The sequence below is a fragment of the Gordonia alkaliphila genome (assembly GCF_023017165.1).
Lineage (GTDB): Bacteria > Actinomycetota > Actinomycetes > Mycobacteriales > Mycobacteriaceae > Gordonia > Gordonia alkaliphila.
Genome location: NZ_JALKBW010000001.1, coordinates 2295645 through 2315049, shown reverse-complemented (window position 1 = coordinate 2315049; position 19405 = coordinate 2295645). Strand labels below are relative to the sequence as shown.

The 19405-nt window shown below is 69.8% G+C and carries 18 protein-coding genes and 1 pseudogene; 8 read left to right on the top strand and 11 right to left on the bottom strand.

What is annotated here, in order from left to right:
• The first annotated feature begins 53 nt into the window (after positions 1-53).
• From MUG78_RS10530 to MUG78_RS10520, 3 genes are all read left to right on the top strand, one after another.
• Entirely contained in the window at positions 54-998 is a 945-nt protein-coding gene (locus MUG78_RS10530; protein ID WP_246994589.1) for a hypothetical protein, read from the top strand.
• Positions 985-1662, top strand: a complete 678-nt coding sequence (locus MUG78_RS10525) for a PIG-L deacetylase family protein (protein WP_246994587.1) — start codon at positions 985-987, stop codon at positions 1660-1662. Before MUG78_RS10530 ends, MUG78_RS10525 begins: the two co-directional genes overlap by 14 nt.
• 152 nt (positions 1663-1814) lie before the next feature.
• Positions 1815-2435: a TMEM175 family protein gene (locus MUG78_RS10520; protein WP_246994585.1), complete on the top strand. Its 621-nt coding sequence runs from the start codon at positions 1815-1817 to the stop codon at positions 2433-2435.
• A 75-nt stretch (positions 2436-2510) separates the two neighbouring features.
• On the opposite strand, the gene MUG78_RS10515 is transcribed toward MUG78_RS10520, so the two are convergent.
• Positions 2511-3284, bottom strand: coding sequence for a L,D-transpeptidase family protein (locus MUG78_RS10515; RefSeq protein WP_308221350.1), 774 nt, complete (start codon positions 3282-3284; stop codon positions 2511-2513).
• A 232-nt stretch (positions 3285-3516) separates the two neighbouring features.
• Between MUG78_RS10515 and MUG78_RS10510 the strand changes: the two genes are divergently transcribed.
• On the top strand, positions 3517-4119 hold the full coding sequence (locus MUG78_RS10510; protein ID WP_246994584.1) for a class I SAM-dependent methyltransferase: 603 nt from the start codon (positions 3517-3519) through the stop codon (positions 4117-4119).
• Positions 4120-4137: 18 nt separating this feature from the next.
• Here MUG78_RS10510 and phoH2 read toward each other — a convergent pair whose 3' ends face one another.
• The 4 genes and pseudogenes from phoH2 to MUG78_RS10490 all read right to left on the bottom strand — a co-directional run bounded on the left by phoH2 (position 4138) and on the right by MUG78_RS10490 (position 9176).
• Complete coding sequence (phoH2, locus tag MUG78_RS10505; protein WP_246994582.1) at positions 4138-5439, bottom strand: RNA 5'-3' helicase PhoH2; 1302 nt, start codon at positions 5437-5439, stop codon at positions 4138-4140.
• Between the two features lie 318 nt (positions 5440-5757).
• A complete protein-coding gene (locus tag MUG78_RS10500) occupies positions 5758-6627 on the bottom strand; it encodes an acyl-ACP desaturase (protein ID WP_246994580.1) in 870 nt (289 codons plus the stop codon).
• Positions 6628-6647: 20 nt separating this feature from the next.
• Positions 6648-7939, bottom strand: a pseudogene (glyA, locus tag MUG78_RS10495) (serine hydroxymethyltransferase).
• Between the two features lie 10 nt (positions 7940-7949).
• Positions 7950-9176, bottom strand: a complete 1227-nt coding sequence (locus MUG78_RS10490) for a DUF885 domain-containing protein (RefSeq protein ID WP_246994578.1) — start codon at positions 9174-9176, stop codon at positions 7950-7952.
• A 47-nt stretch (positions 9177-9223) separates the two neighbouring features.
• Here MUG78_RS10490 and coaA point away from each other — a divergent pair, with 47 nt between their 5' ends.
• A complete protein-coding gene (gene coaA, locus MUG78_RS10485) occupies positions 9224-10165 on the top strand; it encodes a type I pantothenate kinase (RefSeq protein WP_246994576.1) in 942 nt (313 codons plus the stop codon).
• On the opposite strand, the gene MUG78_RS10480 is transcribed toward coaA, so the two are convergent.
• The 4 genes from MUG78_RS10480 to MUG78_RS10465 all read right to left on the bottom strand — a co-directional run bounded on the left by MUG78_RS10480 (position 10166) and on the right by MUG78_RS10465 (position 13012).
• Complete coding sequence (locus tag MUG78_RS10480) at positions 10166-10801, bottom strand: hypothetical protein (RefSeq protein ID WP_246994574.1); 636 nt, start codon at positions 10799-10801, stop codon at positions 10166-10168. It lies immediately after the preceding gene.
• Between the two features lie 51 nt (positions 10802-10852).
• On the bottom strand, positions 10853-11596 hold the full coding sequence (locus tag MUG78_RS10475; protein WP_281499820.1) for an SDR family oxidoreductase: 744 nt from the start codon (positions 11594-11596) through the stop codon (positions 10853-10855).
• A 144-nt stretch (positions 11597-11740) separates the two neighbouring features.
• Positions 11741-12229, bottom strand: a complete 489-nt coding sequence (gene ybaK / locus MUG78_RS10470; protein WP_246994570.1) for a Cys-tRNA(Pro) deacylase — start codon at positions 12227-12229, stop codon at positions 11741-11743.
• Complete coding sequence (locus MUG78_RS10465) at positions 12230-13012, bottom strand: isoprenyl transferase (RefSeq protein ID WP_246994568.1); 783 nt, start codon at positions 13010-13012, stop codon at positions 12230-12232.
• A gap of 60 nt (positions 13013-13072) precedes the next feature.
• Between MUG78_RS10465 and trhA the strand changes: the two genes are divergently transcribed.
• The 3 genes from trhA (at position 13073) to MUG78_RS10450 (ending at position 16037) form a co-directional block, all read left to right on the top strand.
• Positions 13073-13747, top strand: a complete 675-nt coding sequence (gene trhA, locus MUG78_RS10460) for a PAQR family membrane homeostasis protein TrhA (protein ID WP_246994566.1) — start codon at positions 13073-13075, stop codon at positions 13745-13747.
• A gap of 186 nt (positions 13748-13933) precedes the next feature.
• Positions 13934-14488, top strand: a complete 555-nt coding sequence (locus MUG78_RS10455; RefSeq protein ID WP_246994565.1) for a hypothetical protein — start codon at positions 13934-13936, stop codon at positions 14486-14488.
• A gap of 88 nt (positions 14489-14576) precedes the next feature.
• Positions 14577-16037 (top strand): PepSY-associated TM helix domain-containing protein, encoded by a 1461-nt coding sequence (locus tag MUG78_RS10450; protein WP_246994563.1) that lies wholly within the window; start codon positions 14577-14579, stop codon positions 16035-16037.
• 13 nt (positions 16038-16050) lie between these two features.
• On the opposite strand, the gene MUG78_RS10445 is transcribed toward MUG78_RS10450, so the two are convergent.
• Together MUG78_RS10445 and MUG78_RS10440 are read right to left on the bottom strand one after the other, a co-directional pair.
• A complete protein-coding gene (locus MUG78_RS10445; RefSeq protein ID WP_246994561.1) occupies positions 16051-17133 on the bottom strand; it encodes a 3-deoxy-7-phosphoheptulonate synthase in 1083 nt (360 codons plus the stop codon).
• A gap of 243 nt (positions 17134-17376) precedes the next feature.
• The gene (locus MUG78_RS10440; RefSeq protein WP_246994559.1) at positions 17377-19368 is read right to left on the bottom strand and encodes a thioredoxin domain-containing protein; all 1992 of its coding nucleotides are present in this window, start codon (positions 19366-19368) and stop codon (positions 17377-17379) included.
• Positions 19369-19405 lie beyond the last annotated feature (37 nt).

Genomic DNA, 19405 nt, shown 5'->3' with positions numbered 1-19405 from the left:
GGCCCGCTGATCGCGCCATTGGCCGACGGGTCGCCCGGCACGACGGTGGACCCATGACCACCAGATCCGTGCCCATTCTCGACACCGACGAGCAGCGTCAGCTCCTCGAAGCCGCCCGCGCGCAGCTGCGGATCCTCCACCTCGATCCGGCCGACAGTGCCGTCGTGGTCGGCGGCGTCACCGCTGCGCGCCTGCACCGCTTGGTGCCGATCACGCCCGACACCGACCGCTACTACACGTCCACCGACTACTACCGCGACGAGTCGATCGACCTGCAGGATCATCGCGCTGCCCCGCAGAAGTTCCGGCGGCTGCCGGTGCGCTGTATGGTCGATCGCCGCCCGTACGATCCGGTCGTCATCGACGGCGTCCCCGTCACCTCGGTGGCACGCACCTTCATCGATCTGTGCCGAGCTCTGCCGCGCGACGACACCGGCATTCTGCTCGGCGACCGGCTGCTGCGCGACGGCGCGATCACCCGCGCCGACCTGGACACCGAACTCCGACTTCTGACCGCGCGGGACCAGCGCGCAGTCCGGGCGCTGCTCGATCGGGTCGACCCGCGGGCCCGCACCGACGACGAGACGCGCAGCCGCCTGGCGCTGCAGCGACTCGGCTGCCCCACGCCGGAATCGGCCGTGGAGATCGTCGACCGCGACGGCGCCGTGGTCGCGACGCCGTCGTTCGTCTGGCCCGACCATCTGGTGGCCGGATTCTGCACGGCCGACGACGATCACGACGACCGATACCTGGATGACGTCGAAAGGGATCGGCGGTACGCCGAACTCGCCGACATCGACGCCCGACTCACCGCGCTCGGCTATCGCGTCTTCCGGTGGCGCGGCGACCGAATCGCCGCCCAGCATTGCGCTGCCTGCGGCCTGCGCCCCGCACTCCGGACGCCCCGACACGTCAGCGGCGAGTACCGCGACCTGGTGGCCTATCGACAGCGGCAGCCGTCGATCTCCGGGTACGGTCGGCGCTATGACGATCGCTGACTTTCCCACCGACTGGTCCAACGCTCTCGTTCTCGTCGCCCACCCGGACGACCCCGAATACGGCATGGCGGCGGCCGTCGCCAAGTGGACCGACGAGGGCAAGAAGGTGACCTACGCTCTGGCCACCAGCGGCGAGGTGGGGATCGAGGGCATGCCCGCCGCGGAGGCCGGCCCGCTGCGCGAGGACGAGCAGCGTCGTTCCGCGGCGATCGTCGGCGTCGACGACGTCGAGTTCTGGGGCTTCGGTGACAGCGAAGTGTTCAACACGCCCGAACTGCGCGCCAAGATCGCCGAGGTGATCGCCCGCGTCGACCCGGACCTGATCCTGACCCTGTACGGCGGCCCCGCGTTCGCCCCCGACCGCCCCAATCAGCGCGACCACATCGAGTTCGCCGCCGCCGTGGTGCAGGTCTTCGACGAGCTCGCCGATCCCCCGACCTGGCTGTTCTCCAACGGCCCGGAGATCACCCACGCCGTCGACGTCGACGGTTACCTCGAGAAGGCCGTCGCCTCGCTCGCCGAGCACAAGGTCTACCTCGAGGTGCTGGACCCGCAGACCCCGGTGATCGACCAGGCCCGCGCCCAGGTGGAGTGGAGCACCGCGCCCAAGGAGGGCTTCCCCGCCGAGCACACGTCTGGCTTCATTCTGCTGCGCCCGCAGTAGCCGCGATCACCGCTACCGCAGAGTTCACCGGCACAGGAGAGGCCACCTTGGTCAATATGACCAAGGTGGCCTTCTCTGTGGCAGCGACCGGCTTGCCGAGTACCGTCACGCTATGACGAACACCCACCTCCCCGCCCGCAGGTAGTCCGGCCATGGCCGAGATCGGAGTGCGCCGGACGCGCGAGGGCTTCGCGCGGCTCATCACCTTCGCCGACGCCGTCGTCGCGATCGCCCTGACTCTGCTGGTCCTGCCGCTGACGGACCTGGCGAACGAAGGCGCCGAGAACGCCGGCTTCACGTCGTTCGTCGCCGAGAACTACCCCGTCATGCTGAGCTTCGCGATCAGCTTCGCGGTGATCTGGGTGCTCTGGCGCAACCACCACCGCATCATGGAGCATTTCGTCGCCTACGACGACGTCCTGGCGAAGCTGCACCTGGTCTGGCTCGCGACGATCATCGTGCTGCCGTTCGCGACGGCGCTGCTCGACAACTCGCGCATGCAGTGGTCGAACGTCTTCTACATCGCGGTGCTCGGGGTGTCCATCATCAGCCTGCGCGGCATCGCCCGCTGGGGCATCGCCCATCCCGCACTCCTCGACGACGACGCCGACACCCGGGCCTGGGCCGCCCAGCCCTCCGACTACGGCACCCTGATCGCAGTCGCCGCCGCCCTGATCGTGGCGATCGTCGTCCCCCAGGCCGACGCGTGGCCGCTCCTCCTGCTCCTGCTCTCCTCGCCGATCGACGCGCTGATCAACCGCTTCCGACACTGATCGCACCGAGCCGGAGATGCGCACCGGGGCCGCGCGCAGTGATCTGCACACGGCCCCGGGCGGGGAAATCGGCGACTACTTGGACGAGCCGGTCACCGACTGAAGCAATTCCGGGATCACGCTGGTGAACTGACCGAGGATCTGGCTCAGCGCGTCATCGCCGAGCGGCTGACCCTGGGGGTCGACGAGCGACGGCGCGTCCTTCACGTCGGCCGGGCTCTTGGTGTTCACCCCGATGCTGATCTTCGGGTTCTTGGCCGGGTCGAGCCACTTCAAGATCTCCACCATCTGCTCGCGACCGATAGCGACGCAACCCCACGTGGGCTCGTTGCCGACGTGCAGGAAGATCGCCGACGCGTTACCCGGAGTGTTGGTGGGGTTGTGCTTGACCTCCACCGCGTAGTCGTACGCCGGACCCATGTCGTACAGGTTCTCGCTGCCCTCGCCCGGAGTACTGGGCTGGCGCACCATCTGGTTATAGGTCGGCGACTTCATGTTGCCGTCCCACCAGTCCTGGTTGTCGACCTTCGTGTACGAGAGCTTGGTGCCCGGATTGTCCTGGCGTCCGAAGGCCCGACCGATCGCGAAGGTCCCCTCCGGCGTGCGGTGGACGTTGTCCTGCGACTTGCCGATGCCCTCGCTGCCGACCCAGGCCGCGGTCGGGCCGATGACCGGCTTCCACTGGCCGTTCGCGTCCTTCTCGAACGCGGTCAGCGTGCCCTGGGTGGCGGTGGCCGACGGCATCGACACCACGACCATCTGGCCGGTGTCGCCCACCGGGTTGCCCGGAAGCGGGGCACCCGGGGTGTCGCCGCCCGGCAGGAAGCCGCGCAGGAGGTTCTCGATCATCGTCTGGACGTCAGGCGTCGACGGCGCCGGGGTGGCCGGCTCGGCAGACGCGGTTCCGGGAACTGCGGCGAGAGCGACGACCGCCGCCAACACCACTAGTCCCAATTGCCACATTCGACTCATCAGTAACTTCAGCACCACACCAGTGTGACAGCGGATCCCGGCGAGTGCCACCCTCAGAGACCATCGTCACCCGACCGCAACACGGATGTTGCCGACTACCCTGGGCGGCATGGCGACAACTCCTCCCCGCTGGATCACCGACACCGACCCCGGTCACAGCGAGTGGTACATCGAACGCTTCCGCGCGATGGCGGCCGACGGCGACGACCTCGACGGCGAGGCCCGCTTCATCGATGCCATGGTTCCGCGCGGGGCCCGCATCCTCGACGCGGGCTGCGGACCCGGCCGCGTCGGCGCCGCCCTGCACGCCGCCGGCCACCGGGTGGTCGGCGTCGACGTGGACCCGACCCTGATCGCCGCCGCCGAGACCGACCATCCCGGGCCCACGTGGCTGGTCGGCGACCTCGCCGAACTCGACCTCCCCGCCCGCGGCATCGACGAGAAGTTCGACGCCATCGTCTGCGCGGGCAACGTGCTGGTCTTCGTGGCCCCGGACACCGAGGCGCAGGTCCTGCGACGGTTGGCCGCGCACCTGAACGACGACGCGCCGCTGGTCGTCGGCTTTCACACGAACCGGCACCTGACGCTGGCCGACTTCGACGACGCCGTCGCCGAAGCCGGCCTGCGCGTGGACCTGCGGCTGGCGTCCTGGGACATCCGCCCGTGGACGCCCGAGTCGGACTGGGCCGTCTCGATCCTGCGCCGCGCCTGAGCTCTCAGCCTGGAGCGCTCAGCCCTGACCGGGCGCGAACTCCTCGAGCATGTCGGTGACCAGCGCGGCGATCGGTGACCGCTCGCTGCGGGTCAGCGTGATGTGCGCGAACAGCGGGTGCCCCTTCAGCTTCTCGATCACCGCGGCGACGCCGTCGTGGCGGCCGACGCGCAGATTGTCACGCTGGGCGACGTCGTGCGTGAGTACCACCCGCGAGCCGGCGCCCAAGCGGGACAGCACGGTCAGCAGCACGTTGCGCTCCAACGACTGCGCCTCGTCGACGATGACGAACGAGTCGTGCAGCGAGCGGCCGCGGATGTGGGTCAGCGGCAGCACCTCGAGCATGCCGCGGGAGAGCACCTCGTCGATCACCTCCGGGGACACCAGCCCCTCCAGGGTGTCGAAGACGGCCTGCGCCCACGGCCCCATCTTCTCGTCGGCGCCGCCGGGCAGGTAGCCGAGCTGCTGGCCGCCGACGGCGTACAGCGGCCGGAAGACCACCACCTTGCGCTGGGTGCGTCGTTCCAGCACGGCTTCCAGGCCCGCGCACAGCGCCAACGCCGACTTGCCGGTGCCGGCTTTGCCGCCCAGCGAGACGATGCCGACCGACGGATCGAGCAGCAGATCCAGCGCCACCCGCTGCTCCGCCGACCGGCCGTGCAGACCGAACACCTCCCGATCCCCGCGCACCAGCTGCACCTGCTTGGTCTCGGTGACCCGGCCCAGCGCACTGCCGGTGGCGCCGACCAGTTTCACGCCGGTGTGGCAGGGCAGCTGGCGGCCGTCGTCGAGGTCGACGACGCCCTCGGCGAAGAGGTCGTCGATGTCGGCGTCGGACACCATCAGCTCGTCCATCCCGGTCCACCCGGACACCACCACGTCCTGCGCGTGGTATTCGTCGGCGGCCAGGCCGACCGCGCCGGCCTTGACCCGCAGCGGCGTGTCCTTGGTGACCAGCGTGACGTCGGCGCCCTCGGCGCGCAGGTTGAGGGCGCAGGCCAGGATCCGCGAGTCGTTGGAGGCGTCGCGGAAGCCGGAGGGCAGCACCGCCGGATCGATGTGGTTGAGCTCCACCTGCAGCGTCCCGCCGTCCTCGCCCACCGGCAGCGGCTGATCCAGCCGCCCGTGTTCTATGCGGAGGTCGTCGAGCAGTCGCAGGGCGGTCCGCGCGAACCAGCCCAGCTCGCTGTGATGGCGTTTGCCCTCGAGTTCGCTGATCACCACCAGCGGCAGGACCACGTGGTGCTCGTCGAAGCGGGTCACCGCCCACGGATCGGAGAGCAGAACAGAGGTGTCGAGAACGTACGTGCGTGCAGTCACGGCTGACTCCGATGTCCCGCGCGGCTCCCGCGCGAGCGAGATCTGTGGCCGGCCGGTTCGCCGTCGTTCTCGGTTATCCGAGGCGGACGAGGACCGGGGCCGGCCCTCTCGTGACAGTCATGTCGTTCACGAATCGAACCTCCCGAACGAACCGCTTCCCCACGGCCCGTCACCCATCAAGCTACGCCGCGCGCCCGAGGCCCCGGGGGACGCGAGGTCGCGTGTCGGTGAACGCTGTGTGACGGCCGGAAACGACGAAACCCACGGCGCCCCTCCCGCGATTCGGGAGGTTGTGCCGTGGGTTTCGACGAGAAGAACTCAGGCCTTGGCGGCGAGCGCGAGGATCCGCGCCCGGGCGGCCTCGGCGTCGGCGCTCAACTCCTGCGCGCTGTCGAGCTTGAGCTCGGCGGCCAGCTTCGCGGCGATCGCAGCGTCGGTCTGCTCGGTCTCGAAGTCGGCGAACAGCGTGCGCTGCGCGTCGAAGTCGGCGACGTCGGAGCCGATGTGCTCGATCTCAGCGAGAGCCTTGTCGACCGCGAGGATCGTGGCCTCCTGGTCGGCGACCATGCCGGCGATGAGGAACGCCTGGAAGGTCGCGGCCTGCACGGCGTCGTCGGTCTTGATCTTCTCCAGGATGGTGTTCAGCTGCGGGTCGGTGCTGCGCTCGACGAGGCGGGCGATGAACTGCGTGCACTGGTTCTCGTGCACGGCCAGCAGTGCCAGCGCGTTCATCGGGCCCAGCTGAGCGACGGCTTCCGGGTTCTGCTTCCAGCCGGCGACGACGTGGATACGACGACGGTTCTCCGCGTCCACCGGATCCATCGCGCGGGTCACGACGAGGTAGTCGCGCAGCGCGATGGCGTGCCGGTTGTCTTCCGCGGTCCAGACGCCGATCAGCTGACGCCAGTCGGAGAACGGCGGGAAGTGGATCGCCAGCACGCGGTGGAAGGACGGGAGGTTGTCCTTGGTCAGCAGCAGCGCCAGCAGCGGTGCCGCCGTCTCCGCGTCCAGAGTCTCCTGGCCGGGCTCGAAGTCGTCACCGCCGAGGAATCGGAAGTTCCGACCCTTGCTCCAGGGCACCCACTCGTGCGGATCCCACGCTGCCGCTCCGGCCTGGTGCTCCTCGGCGATGACCGGGAGAGCCTTTTCCAGAGCGGTGATCAGTTCGTCTTCTTCCAAAACAGCCACGGCTACACCCTAGTCGACGATCAGTGTCCGCTCATCATTCCCCAGTCCTCGAGACCCTCGTAGAGCGGGACGTCGAGGGCCAGCTTGGACACGCGGCCGCGCAGCGCGGCGATGTCAGCGTCCTTGCCTGCCGCCAGTGCGGTGGCGATGATGTCGGCGACCTCGGTGAACTCGGCGTCGCCGAAGCCGCGGGTGGCCAGAGCCGGGTGCCGATACGCAGGCCCGAGGTGACCATCGGCGGGCGCGGGTCGAAGGGCACGGCGTTGCGGTTCACGGTGATGCCGACCTCGTGCAGGAGGTCTTCGCCCTGCTGGCCGTCGAGCGCCGAGTCGCGCAGGTCCACCAGCACCAGGTGCACGTCGGTGCCGCCGGTCAGGACCGTGATGCCGGCGTCGGCCACGTCGGAGCCGGTCAGACGCTCCGCCAGGATCTGGGCGCCGGAGACGGTGCGACGCTGACGCTCGGCGAACTCCTCGCTCGCGGCGATCTTCAGCGCGGCGGCCTTGGCGGCGATGACGTGCATCAGCGGCCCGCCCTGCTGGCCGGGGAAGACCGACGAGTTCAGCTTCTTGGCGTACTCCTGCTTGGCCAGGATCAGACCCGAGCGCGGACCGCCGAGGGTCTTGTGGACCGTGGTGGAGACGACGTCGGCGAAGGGCACCGGGTTGGGGTGCAGTCCGGCGGCGACGAGACCGGCGAAGTGCGCCATGTCGACCCAGAGCTTGGCGCCCACTTCGTCGGCGATCTCCCGGAACGCGGCGAAGTCGAGGGTGCGGGGGTAGGCCGACCAGCCGGCGACGATCACCTTCGGCTGGGTGTCGAGGGCGATCTTGCGCACCTCGTCCATGTCGACCCGGAAGTCTTCCTTGCTGACCCCGTAGAAGTGGTTCTCGTACAGCTTGCCGGAGAAGTTCAGGCGCATGCCGTGGGTGAGGTGACCGCCGTGCGCGAGGTCGAGGCCCAGCATGCGGTCGCCCGGATCCATCAGCGCCATGAGGACGGCGGCGTTGGCCTGCGCGCCCGAGTGCGGCTGGACGTTGGCGAACTCGGCGCCGAACAGTTCCTTCGCGCGGTCGCGGGCGATGTCCTCGACGACGTCGACGTACTCGCAGCCGCCGTAGTAGCGACGCCCCGGGTAGCCCTCGGCGTACTTGTTGGTCAGCACGCTGCCCTGGGCCTGCAGCACCGCGCGCGGCACGAAGTTCTCCGACGCGATCATCTCCAGGGTGTCGCGCTGCCGCGACAGCTCCCCGTTCATCGCCGCAGCGAGATCGGGATCCAGCTCGGCCAGGGACTGCGAAAACTGAGTCATGGCGACCAGTTTAGGCCCCGAGCTCGGCGCGCAGGAGCGCCGGGGTCAACGGCTCGTCGAGGAGTCGGCGGAAGCGGTCCAGTCGGGTCTGACCGGGTGCGACGTCGTCGAGCCAGCCGTCGAGCAGTCGGTAACCCTCCACATAGGTGGAGATGTACGCGCGCCACAGCGGCGACGCGAGGAAGCGCAGCATCTGGCGCGCGCGATCGGCAGGGACCAGCAGCCATTTCTGGAGGAACCGGGCCACGTCGTCGGGGTCGACGTGGCGGTCGTGCAGGGCCAACGCCGCATCCTGGCGCACCGTGAGCAGATCGGCGGTGGCCGCCGACAGGGCGCGCGAGCGTTCGGCGTCGAAGCGCAGCCCGAAGTCGGCGTAGATCTCCGCCGCCCACGACTGCCAGTCCGGGCCCTGCGCCGCGACGAGCGCGTGGTCGGCCAGCCCCTCGGCCATGAGGCACTGCGGGGTGTTGACCAGGAAGATCGTCTGCTCGCGCTGAGCGCCGTCGGCCACCAGCAGCTGCTCCTTGCGGCAGTGTTCGGTGTGGTGCCCGGGGTAGGCCTCGTGCGCCACCAGCGACGGCAGCCCAGACAGGTACTGCGGCAGATCAGTGTTGATCGCGACGGTGGAGCGGTAGTCGCCGAGGTAGTAGTTGAAGCCCGACCACGGCTTGTCCGAGACGATCTCGAACTCGATGGTCTCGGCGGCAGGCAGCCCGAAGGTGCCGCGCACGCGCTCGCGCAGCGCGCCGCTGAGTTCGTCGACCAGCGGCTGGACCAGGGCCGGCGGGATCTCCTCGCTGCGCCGATGGGCGGCGTAGGCCTCACTCAACTGTGCGCCGGTGGCCCCGGGCACGCCGAGCGCGTCGGCGATCCGCGTGTGCGCCTGCGCATAGGCGCCCTCGTCGGCGGGGGCGATGTCGACGTCGAAGTAGGCCTTCACCTCGTCGACGAAGCCGATGTCCTCCCCCGCGAACTTGCGCGCCGAGCACTCCAGCGCCCGCAGGTGCGCGCCGACGAACTCGGCGCGGTCAGCCGGCAGTCCGGCGGGCAGCGCGGCCGCCAGGTCGCGGGCCCGGCGGGCGAGTTCGGCCGGGTCGGGCGCGGGAGCGTTGTCCACCTCGACGCGCAGCGCCGGGTCACCGGTGTAGGCATCGACGAATCCCGGTTCGATGCGGTCGAAACTCAAGCCCAGGCGCAGGTACTCGGTCACCAGGTCTTCGGCAGTGTCGACGCTCATGACGTCCCAGGCTACCGACCGCGCAGCTGCCCTGTAAGGTGCCAGCCATGGCGCGCCTTTCCAGCGATCGCGACCCCGGTCTCTACCTCGAGTTGGACCGTCGCCAGTGGCGCGAACTCCGGCGGTCGATGCCGATGGTGCTCGACGAGCACGACCTCGAGGAGCTCGTCGGTCTCGGCGAGCAGATCGACCTCAAGGAAGTCGCCGAGGTCTACCTCCCCCTGTCTCGTCTGATTCACCTGCAGGTGGAAGCCCGCCAGCGCCTGTTCGCCGCGACGTCGACCTTCCTCGGCGAGCGCCAGCGCAACCGTCAGGTCCCGTTCGTCATCGGCGTCGCCGGGTCGGTGGCGGTCGGGAAATCGACCACCGCGCGCGTGCTGGCCAAGCTGCTCTCCCGCTGGGAGTCGCACCCGAAGGTCGACCTGGTCACCACCGACGGCTTCCTCTACCCCACCGCCGAGTTGCAGCGCCGCGGCCTGATGCACCGCAAGGGCTTCCCGGAGTCGTACGACCGCCGGGCCCTGCTGCGGTTCGTCACCGAGGTGAAGTCGGGCATCGAGTCGGTGCGCGCGCCCGTCTATTCGCACGTGTCCTACGACATCGTGCCGGGCGCCTTCCACACGGTGAACCAGCCGGACATCCTGATCCTGGAGGGCCTCAACGTCCTACAGACCGGTCCGACGCTGACCGTGTCGGACCTGTTCGACTTCTCCATCTACGTGGACGCGAATCTCTCGCACATCGAGGACTGGTACATCTCGCGCTTCCTGCAGATGCGCACTACGTCGTTCACCGACCCGGCGTCACACTTCCACTTCTACGCGTCACTGACCGACGAGCAGGCCACCATCGCGGCCCGGGATATCTGGACGTCGATCAACCGGCCCAACCTGATCGAGAACATCCTGCCGACCCGCCCGCGGGCCACGCTCGTGCTCCGCAAGGACCGCGATCACTCCATCAACCGGGTCCGGCTGCGCAAGCTCTGACTATTCGACTTCCGACAGATTCACCGGGTACGACGGGAGGTCCGCCACCGGCGAGATCGGACGTCCCTCGATGGTCGGTGCACGCAGCAGCGCTTCGACGACGGTGCCGTCGACGGCGCTGACGTACACCGAGTCGTGGTACACCGGCTGCGCGATGGCGATGGATTCGTCGTCGTTCCACACCGCCACCGGGAAGTGTCGGCCGTTCTCCTCGGTGAAGTCGGCGAGTTCGCGGGCCGGAATCCGCAGCTGCAGCAGTCCGCCCTGTTCGATGAACGCGGCGGCATCACCGGTGGCCGGGCGGTCGCGGTCGGCGAGCTGGGCGGAGTCGGCGTAGCCCGACCAGACCAGAACGTTCAGTTCCTCGTCCGAGGCGAAGAGCGTCTGCAGCGAGGTGACGGTCTCGGCGTCGACCATGCCCATCGGCTGCGCGGGACGACGACGGACCGGCGTGCCGGCGGACGCTTCGCGGAAGGTGGTCAGCGCGGACAGGACCGACGGATCGGACTCGGCCCAGCGAATGGTGCCCTCCGGATCCTGCAGCCGGATCAGCGAGAAGACCCGCACCACCGCGGTGTCGGGAAGCGCGTACGCAGCCACTCGCGACAAGTCCCGGTCGATCCCAAACAGACCCACGACGATCTCCTCCAGTCTTCACAGGCTCGCGCCCTCTTCGTCACTTCCAGCCTACGTGGCTGCGTCGAGCCAAGCCTGTGCCGTCGTGGGGGTGGTGATCACGTCGCCGGTCGGCAGCAGTCCGCCCCGCCGGATGGTCGGGCCGCCGTAGTTGATGCCGATGACCCACCGCGGCGCTCCGTCGCGCTCTGCGATCCGGCGAGCTAGATTGCACAGGTCCATCGTCTCCGGGCCGGCCACCTGGATGTCGCCGCCTGGCGTCGTCACCGCGTCGGCGAGGACCTGTGCGGCGTCGGCCGCCGCGCACGGCTGCGACATCATGTGCGGCACCACGGCTACCGGCCCCAGCCGCATCTGCGACATCAGTCGCTGCGCCAGCTCGAACCACTGCGCCGACCAGACCATGGTGATCCGATCTCCGGCCAGCTCGCGATACACGCTCTCCTGCACGGCCTTGCCCTGGTAGTAGCCGAACTTCGCATTCACCGACGGGTGCGCGGCGTTGATGATCGACAGGCACACGATCCGCTCGATACCCGCGCGGTCGGCGGCCGCGACCACGTTGCGGGCGGCGACGCCGAAGAAGTCGCGGGCACGACCGGCGCTCTGCGTCGTCACGCTGAGCGAGTCCACCACCACGTCGGCACCGGCGAAGGCCGCGTCCAGGCCGGTACCCGTGTAGGCGTCCACACCGGTGGCGCGATGCGCGGGCACCACGTCCACGCCGCGGCCGATCAACGCCGGGACGAGCTCGCGTCCCATGTCTCCGCTGGCCCCCAACACCACCGCGCGCATCGCTGCTCCCCTTCCTCGAGTCCCCCGGCCGCTGCTGGTCAGAGCTTGCCGAAGGCCACGCCGCGCCAGCCCCAGCCGCACGCGAGTGCTGCTTCCCCATGGCTGGCCTCCGGACGACGTTTCCCTGTGAGATTACCCGGCAGATCAGGCGACCGCGATGGTCTCCACGATCGCACCGGTCACCGCGATCAGATCGGCTGGCGCCAGTTCGATCTCCAGGCCGCGTTTGCCCGCGCTGGCGAGAATGCTCTCGTACTGCATTGCGGAGGCGTCCACCACGGTCGGCAGCGGCGTCTTCTGTCCCACCGGGGACACGCCGCCGAGGATGTAACCGGTGGTGCGGGTGACCTGCGCGGCCTGCGCCATCACCACCTTCGGGACGCCGAACGCCTTCGCCGCCGCTTTGAGGGAGAGTTGCTGCGGGACCGGCAGCACCGCCACGCCCAACCGACGGTCCCCCAGGTCGACGACGAGTGTCTTGAAGATCTGCCCGGGCTGCACGCCGAGCCGCTCACTCATCACCGCGACCGCTTCGGCGCCGTAGTCGCTGTGCCTGCGGTCGTGGGTGTACTTGTGCACCTCGTGCGCGATGCCTGCGGCCTCCAGGGCCGCGATCGCCGGAGTCGCAGCCATCTACTTGCCGTACCGCCGACCGCGCGCGGCGAAGTCGCGAAGGGCACGGAGGAAGTCCACGCGGCGGAACTCCGGCCAGTAGGCGTCGGTGAACCACATCTCCGAGTACGCGCTCTGCCACAGCAGGAAACCGGACAGTCGCTGCTCCCCCGACGTCCGGATCACCAGGTCGGGATCGGGCTGACCGCTGGTGTAGAGGTTGGCGTCGATCCCGGCGACCGTGACGGCGTCGATCAGTTCCTCGGCCGTGGCACCGGCCGCCAGCTTCGCGCGCAGGAGCGCTTGGACGGCGTCGACGATCTCCTCGCGTCCGCCGTAACCCACCGCGACGTTCACCGTCATCTCCGTGCGGTCCTCGGTGCGCGCGGCCGCATTCCGCAGGCGCTGCGCCACCGCGTCCGGCAGCACGTCGAGGTTGCCGACGATGCGCACGCGCCAGTCGCCCGGCGCGTCGGCGATCTCGTCGACCACGTCCGGAACGATCTCCATCAGGGCGTCGAGTTCGTCGGAAGCGCGCGCCATGTTCTCGGTCGAGAGCAGGTACACGGTGACGGTGCCGATCCCCAGGTCCGAGCACCAGCCCACCATGTCGGCGATCCGCTTGGCGCCGACGCGGTGGCCGTGGGCGACGTCTTCGAAGCCCGCTTCCCGCGCCCACCGGCGATTCCCGTCGGCGATGATCGCGACGTGCCGCGGGATGCTCTCCGGGTCCATGAGCTGGACCAGGCGGGATTCGTAGACCTGATAGAGGCCGCCGCGCACACGATCAGGGATCAGTTTCACAGCGCAGATCTTACTCACTCGCAACCCTACTGGCGCGAAACCTACGGTACCGTAGGTTGCATGACCAGCACGCTCACACCGCCCACCGAGGCGGAGAAGCCGCGCCTGCGGGGCGTCATCCACAAGTACTCGGCGTTCATCGCCGCGTCGGTGGGCATCGTGCTGATCGCCGGTACCGCACTGCAGCGGACGGCGGTCGACGTGGCCGCCGTGGTGGTGTACGTCGTCGGCATCACCGGCTTGTTCACCACGAGCACCGTGTACCACCGCATTCCCTGGCGCAATCCGGCGCATCAGGTGGCGATGAAGCGTGCGGACCACTCGATGATCTTCGTGTTCATCGCCGCCAGCTACACGCCGTTCTGCGTCATGGGTCTGGACTCCCCGACGCGTTGGTGGGTGTTGGGCACCGTGTGGGTCGGCGCGCTGGGCGGCGTCGCACTCAAGGTGATCTGGCCCGGCTCGCCGCGGTGGCTGGGCGTCGTCGCGTACATCCTCCTCGGCTGGGCGATCGTCGTGGTGGCCCCGGCCCTGCTGCACAACGCCGGCGTCGCCGTCTTCGTGATGCTCGCCGTGGGCGGCGTCTTCTACAGCGTCGGCGGCGTGCTGTACGCCCTGAAGTGGCCCGAGCCCTGGCCCGGCGTCTTCGGCCATCACGAGGTCTTCCACGCGTGCACCGCGGTCGCCGCGACCCTGCACTACATCGCGGTGTGGCTGCTGGTGATCAGCGGCTGAACGCCGGGCACTAGTGCCCCGTGTTGGAAATTCATTGTCGGTATCCCGCGGCCAGATGAACGCCTGGCGGCGTTGTCGTCGGTCGCTGTAGCTGCCGCTACGGCTCCCTCCTCCGCCTTGCCATCCGCCCATCTGACTCGCGGGAACCATTCACCAATTTCCAACACGGGGCACTAAACTCTGCGCGTGCCCACCACCGCGCGGCCGATCCCGCCGCACGCCGCCCCCGGAGTACTGCCGCGCCTGCGCGCGGCCGTAGTCGGCGGCACCGGTGCGGGCACCGGCATTCTCGCGCACACCCTGGGCCACGGCGCGCTGCCCGGCGGTGGCGGCCTGCTCGTCGTTCTGGCGGCGGGCGTCGGTTTGGGTGTGCTGGCCGGAGGTCGCAGCACCGGCACGACGTCCACGGCGCCCGGTCGACTGCTCACCCTGCTCGCCGGTGGCCAAGTGCTGGTGCACCTGCTGCTCCTGGCACTCGCCGGCCACCACCAGGAACTGATCACCGGGCCGATGGCCGCGGTGCACACGGTCGGCACGCTCGTCGCGTTCGGGCTGATCGTCAGCGCCGAATCGCTGGTGCGCGCGCTGAGCGGTCGCGCCCGTCGGGTGGCCGCTCTGTGCACCTCGCGCCCGACCATCGACCGCATCACCACCATCGTCGTGGTGACGCCGCCGCGCCGGCCGCAGCGACTGCGGCAGCTGGGGACCGTCGGCACGCGCGGACCGCCCGCCCTCGTCTGAGTTCTGATTCCACTCCACCCGACCCGGGTCGGCGGCATCGTGCCGCGCCGGGCCGGTGGCTTCTGCTTCGACGAAAGGCGATCTCGCCATGTCTTTACCCACTGCCCCGCCAACTTCACCTTCCCCCTCATCGGCGTCCGGAGCGCCCGCCCGTCCGCCGGGCACCACCGCTCGGCTGCTGCGGCGGCTGCACTTCTACGCCGGTGTTCTCGTAGCGCCGTTCCTGCTCATCGCCGCCGTCAGCGGCGGCCTCTACGCGCTGGCCCCGTCCGCGGAGCAGCTGATCTACCGCACCCAGTTGCACACCGATTCGGTCGGGCCCGCCCAGTCGATCGCCGCGCAGACCGCCGCCGCGGTGGCCCACCGGCCGGATCTGACGGTGTCCGCGATCCGTCCCGCCTCCGAGCCCGGCCGCACCACCCGGGTGCTGTTCGACGACCCGACGCTCCCCGAGTCGACGCGGCTGGCCGTCTTCGTGGACCCGGCGACGCTGCGGATCACCGGTGCGCTGCCGAGCTACGGGAGCAGCGGTTCGCTGCCGGTCCGCACCTGGATCGACGGGCTGCACCGGGACCTGCACCTCGGCGAGCCGGGGCGCCTCTACAGCGAGTTCGCCGCGTCATGGCTGTGGGTGATCGCGCTCGCCGGCACCGGGCTGTGGCTCGTCGCCTACCGGAAACGGCGTCGTTCGCACGGCACTGCGCGACTCCTCACCGTCGATCGGACGCAGCGGGGACGGGCTCGCACGATGAGTAGGCACGCCGTGCTCGGTGTATGGATCGTCGTCGCGCTGGTGTTCCTGTCGGCGACGGGGCTCACCTGGTCGCGGTTCGCCGGCGAGAACGTGACCGAGCTGAGGGCGGCACTGCACTGGACGCAGCCGGTCGCGAACACCAGTCTGACCGGCACGAGCCCCTCCGGCGGAAGCGGGCACGGCGGACACGGCGACCACGGCGGCATGTCCCCCACCGGGGCCGACGGCACCGCATTCGCCGCCGAGAACGCCGGCTACGCCGACACCGCGCTGGCACTGGCGCGCTCCGCGGGGGTGGGCCGCGCCGACGCGGTGGAGATCTCGATTCCCGCCGAGCCCGACGTCGCGTTCACCGTCACCGAGGTGCGGGCGCCCTGGCAGTTCTCACCGAACACCGCGGTGGTCGACCCGGCGCACGACCGGGTGGTCGCGGTGAACTGGTTCGCCGATTGGCCGCGGGCGGCGCAGTTGGCGAACCTCGGCATCGCGCTCCACATGGGGATTCTGTTCGGACTGCTCAATCAGGTGGCGTTGTTCGCCGTCGCCGCCGTTCTCGTCGCCATCATCGTGTTCGGCTTCCGGATGTGGTGGCAGCGGCGGCCGCGCGGCAGCGCTCGCCCCGGGCGGGCGCCGTCCGCCGGGGCGCTCCGCGCGCTGCCTTGGCCCGCGATCGCGGCGATCTCGGTAGTGGCGGTGGCCGTCGGCTGGTTCATCCCGCTGCTCGGGTGGCCGCTGCTCGCGTTCCTGGTGGTCGACATCGCCGCCGGTCTGTGGCGGCAACGTCGACGAGCCTGACGACCCGGGGGGGTCAGCGTCCGGCGCGTGCGAGAGCGTCGAGCACCTCGGCGCTGACCTCCCACCCCATGCACTTGTCGGTGACCGACTTGCCGTACACCAGCGGTTCGGCGGTCACCGACTGTGCGCCCGGCTCCAGGAAGCTCTCGAGCATCACGCCGCTGATCGTCGGCTCCACCTTGGCGCGGCGTGCGGCCGCGACCATCTCGGCGACCTCGACCGCCACCTCGGCCTGCCGCTCGTGGTCCTTGCCGGAGTTCGCGTGCGAGCAGTCGATCATCACCTTGGGGCTCAGGCCGGACGCGGCGAGGCTCTCGACCGCGGACGCCACCGACTGCTCGTCGAAATTCGGTCCGGGGGTGCCGCCGCGCAGGATCACGTGGCAGTCCTCGTTGCCCGCGGTCTGCACCACTGCGCCGCGGCCGAAGTCGTCGACGCCGAAGAAGACGTGCCGACTGGCCGCAGCCTTGGCACCGTCGATCGCCACCTGCACGTTGCCGTCGGTGCCGTTCTTGAAACCGATCGGCATCGACAGGCCCGATGCGAGCTGACGGTGCACCTGCGACTCGGTGGTCCGCGCGCCGATGGCGCCCCACGCGACGGCGTCGGCGATGTACTGCGGGCTGGTGGGCTCGAGGAATTCGCAGCCCACCGGCAGGCCCAAGTCGATCACGTCGAGCAGCAGCTTGCGCGCGATTCGCAGGCCCTTCTCCACGTCGAACGACTCGTCCATGTCCGGGTCGTTGATCAGACCCTTCCAGCCGACGGTGGTGCGCGGCTTCTCGAAGTAGACACGCATGACGATCTTCAGGGTGTCGGAGTACGCGGCGGCCAGCGGCGCGAGGCGGCGGGCGTAGTCGAGGGCCGCCACCGGGTCGTGCACCGAGCACGGGCCCACCACGACGATGAGTCGGTCGTCGCGGCCGGCCAGAATGGCGGCGATCTCGTCCCGGTCGCGGGCGACGATCTCGGCGCGACGAGCGGTCAGCGGCAGTTCGTTGCGCAGGCTGTCCGGCGACGGAATCGGCGAGAAGGCGGTGACCCGACGGTCGGACGTCGATGTGGAATCGGCCGCGGGGTTGGTTGCGATGGTCATAAAACTGCCTTTCGGGTTTCGGCTGTAATGATCGGTTCCGGTTCCCGAGTGGCGTTCTGCGTCCCGGAAACGACGAAAGCAGCGACCATCAGGTCACTGCTCGGCTCCGGGATCTGTGCTGTGAGTACGCGTCAGCGCTTCATCGCAGGCTCGCCCGGAGCCTCGATAAAGCGCCAATAGGCGACGCGCACAGAGTTGATCACGGGCTCGACGCTAGCACAGGTCTCGGTGAACGCGCTTTTCTCAGTCGAAGGAGAGGTCGTTCGCCGAGGTCACCGGCAGTCCGCAGACGGTGCCGCGACAGAGGTAGGCGGCGTCGGCGCCGTCGACCGGTCCGCGGTCCTGCAGCAGCGGCAGGCTGTCGCGGGCGCCGGCCACCACCACGGTGCCGCCCGGCACCACACGGCGCACTTGCGCGGCCAGCTCCCCGTCGCTGCTGTCCGACTGGGCGACGGCCACCTGCCACGGACCCGCGAGTCGGGCCAGCGCGACGGCCAGCCAATGTCCGGCCGACCGCGGCATCTTCTCCAGAATCAGACCCGCGCGCGCCAAGGACTGATCGCACAGCGTCGCGTATCGGGCGGCCTCGCCCTCGTCCGGCGCCAGCAGCGACGCGGTGAGCAGGGCTTCGGCGAGCAGGGACGCGCCGGCCGGGGTGGCGCCGTCGACCGGGTCGCGGGGGCGGGTGATCAGCGCTCCGGGCGGTGCATCGAAGTACGCGCCCGGCGCGTCCGGATCAGCGAACCGGTCGATCGCCGCGTCGAGCAGGGTCAGGGCGTTCTCGCGCCAACGGAGATCGCCGGTGACCTGGTGCAGGGTCAGCAGGGCCGTCACGAATGCGGCGTGATCGTCGAGCGCCGCCTGCGGTGCACCGACCCGCCCGCCCAACGACACCCGGCGCAGGTCGCCGTCGACGCGGTGCAATGCCCAGAGCGTGTCCGCGATCTGCGCGGCCCGCTCGATCCAGGCCGGGCGGTCCAGGGTGGCGCCAGCTTCGGCCAGCGCGGTGATCGCGAGCGCATTCCAGGCCAGCACCACTTTGTCGTCGCGCGTCGGCTGCGGGCGTTGGGCCCGGGCGGCGAGCAGTCGTGCACGCACCGAGGCGAACCGGTTCAGGTCGTCGGGATCGCTGAGCAGTTGCAGCGTCGAGGCGCCGTCTTCGAAGGTGCCTTCCGCGGTGACGGTGAACGTGGCTGCGGACCAGGCGCCGTCGTCCTCCCCCAGGACGTCGCGGAGCTGCGCGGGGGTCCAGACGTAGGTGAGGCCCTCGACGCCCTCGGTGTCGGCGTCCAACGACGACGCATAGCCGTGACCGGTCCACAGCGCGTCGTCGAGGAAGCCGACCGTCTCGTCGACCACGCGCAGCGCCAGCGGATCGCCGGTGCGTCGAGCGAGGTGCGCGTACGCGCGCAGCAGCAACGCGTTGTCGTAGAGCATCTTCTCGAAGTGCGGCACCACCCATCCGGCGTCGACCGTGTATCGGGCGAAGCCGCCGGCGAGTTGGTCGTAGAGGCCACCGCGCGCCATCGCCGAGCAGGCCCGTTCGGCCGCGGCCAGAGCGTTCGGGTCGCCGCCGAGTTCGTAGGCGCGCAACAGTCCTTCGAGCGTGGCCGACGGCGGGAACTTGGGCGCGCCGCCGAACCCGCCGGCCGCGTGGTCCTCGTCGGCGAGAACGGACGCCACCGCGGCGGCCAGGAGCTGTCCGTCGATCCCGGGTCCGGGTGGGATGGCACCGGAGTTGGTGCGCAGGTGCTCGGTCACGCTCTGCGCGGCCTGGTGGACCTCGTCGCGCCGGTCCTGCCAGGTGCTGGTGATGGCGTGTAGAACCTGGCCGAAGCCGGGCATGCCGCCGCGCGGCTCGGGCGGGTAGTAGGTACCGCAGTAGAAGGGTTCACCGTCGGGAGTGAGGAAGCAGGTCATGGGCCAGCCGCCCTGGCCGGTCATCGCCACCGTCGCCGCCATGTAGATGGCGTCGATGTCGGGCCGCTCCTCGCGGTCGACCTTCACGCAGACGAAGCCCTCGTTCATCTGCGCTGCCAGCGCTGGATCCTCGAACGTCTCGTGCGCCATCACGTGGCACCAGTGGCAGGCGGCGTAGCCGACCGACAGCAGGATCGGCACGTCCCGTCGTCGCGCTTGCGCGAAGGCCTCGTCGGACCATTCCCGCCAGTGCACCGGGTTCTCCGCGTGCTGGCGGAGGTATGGGCTCGACGAGCTCGCGAGGAGGTTGCTCACGGTCGGGCTCCTTACCTGTGTCGGGCTGCGCCCCGCA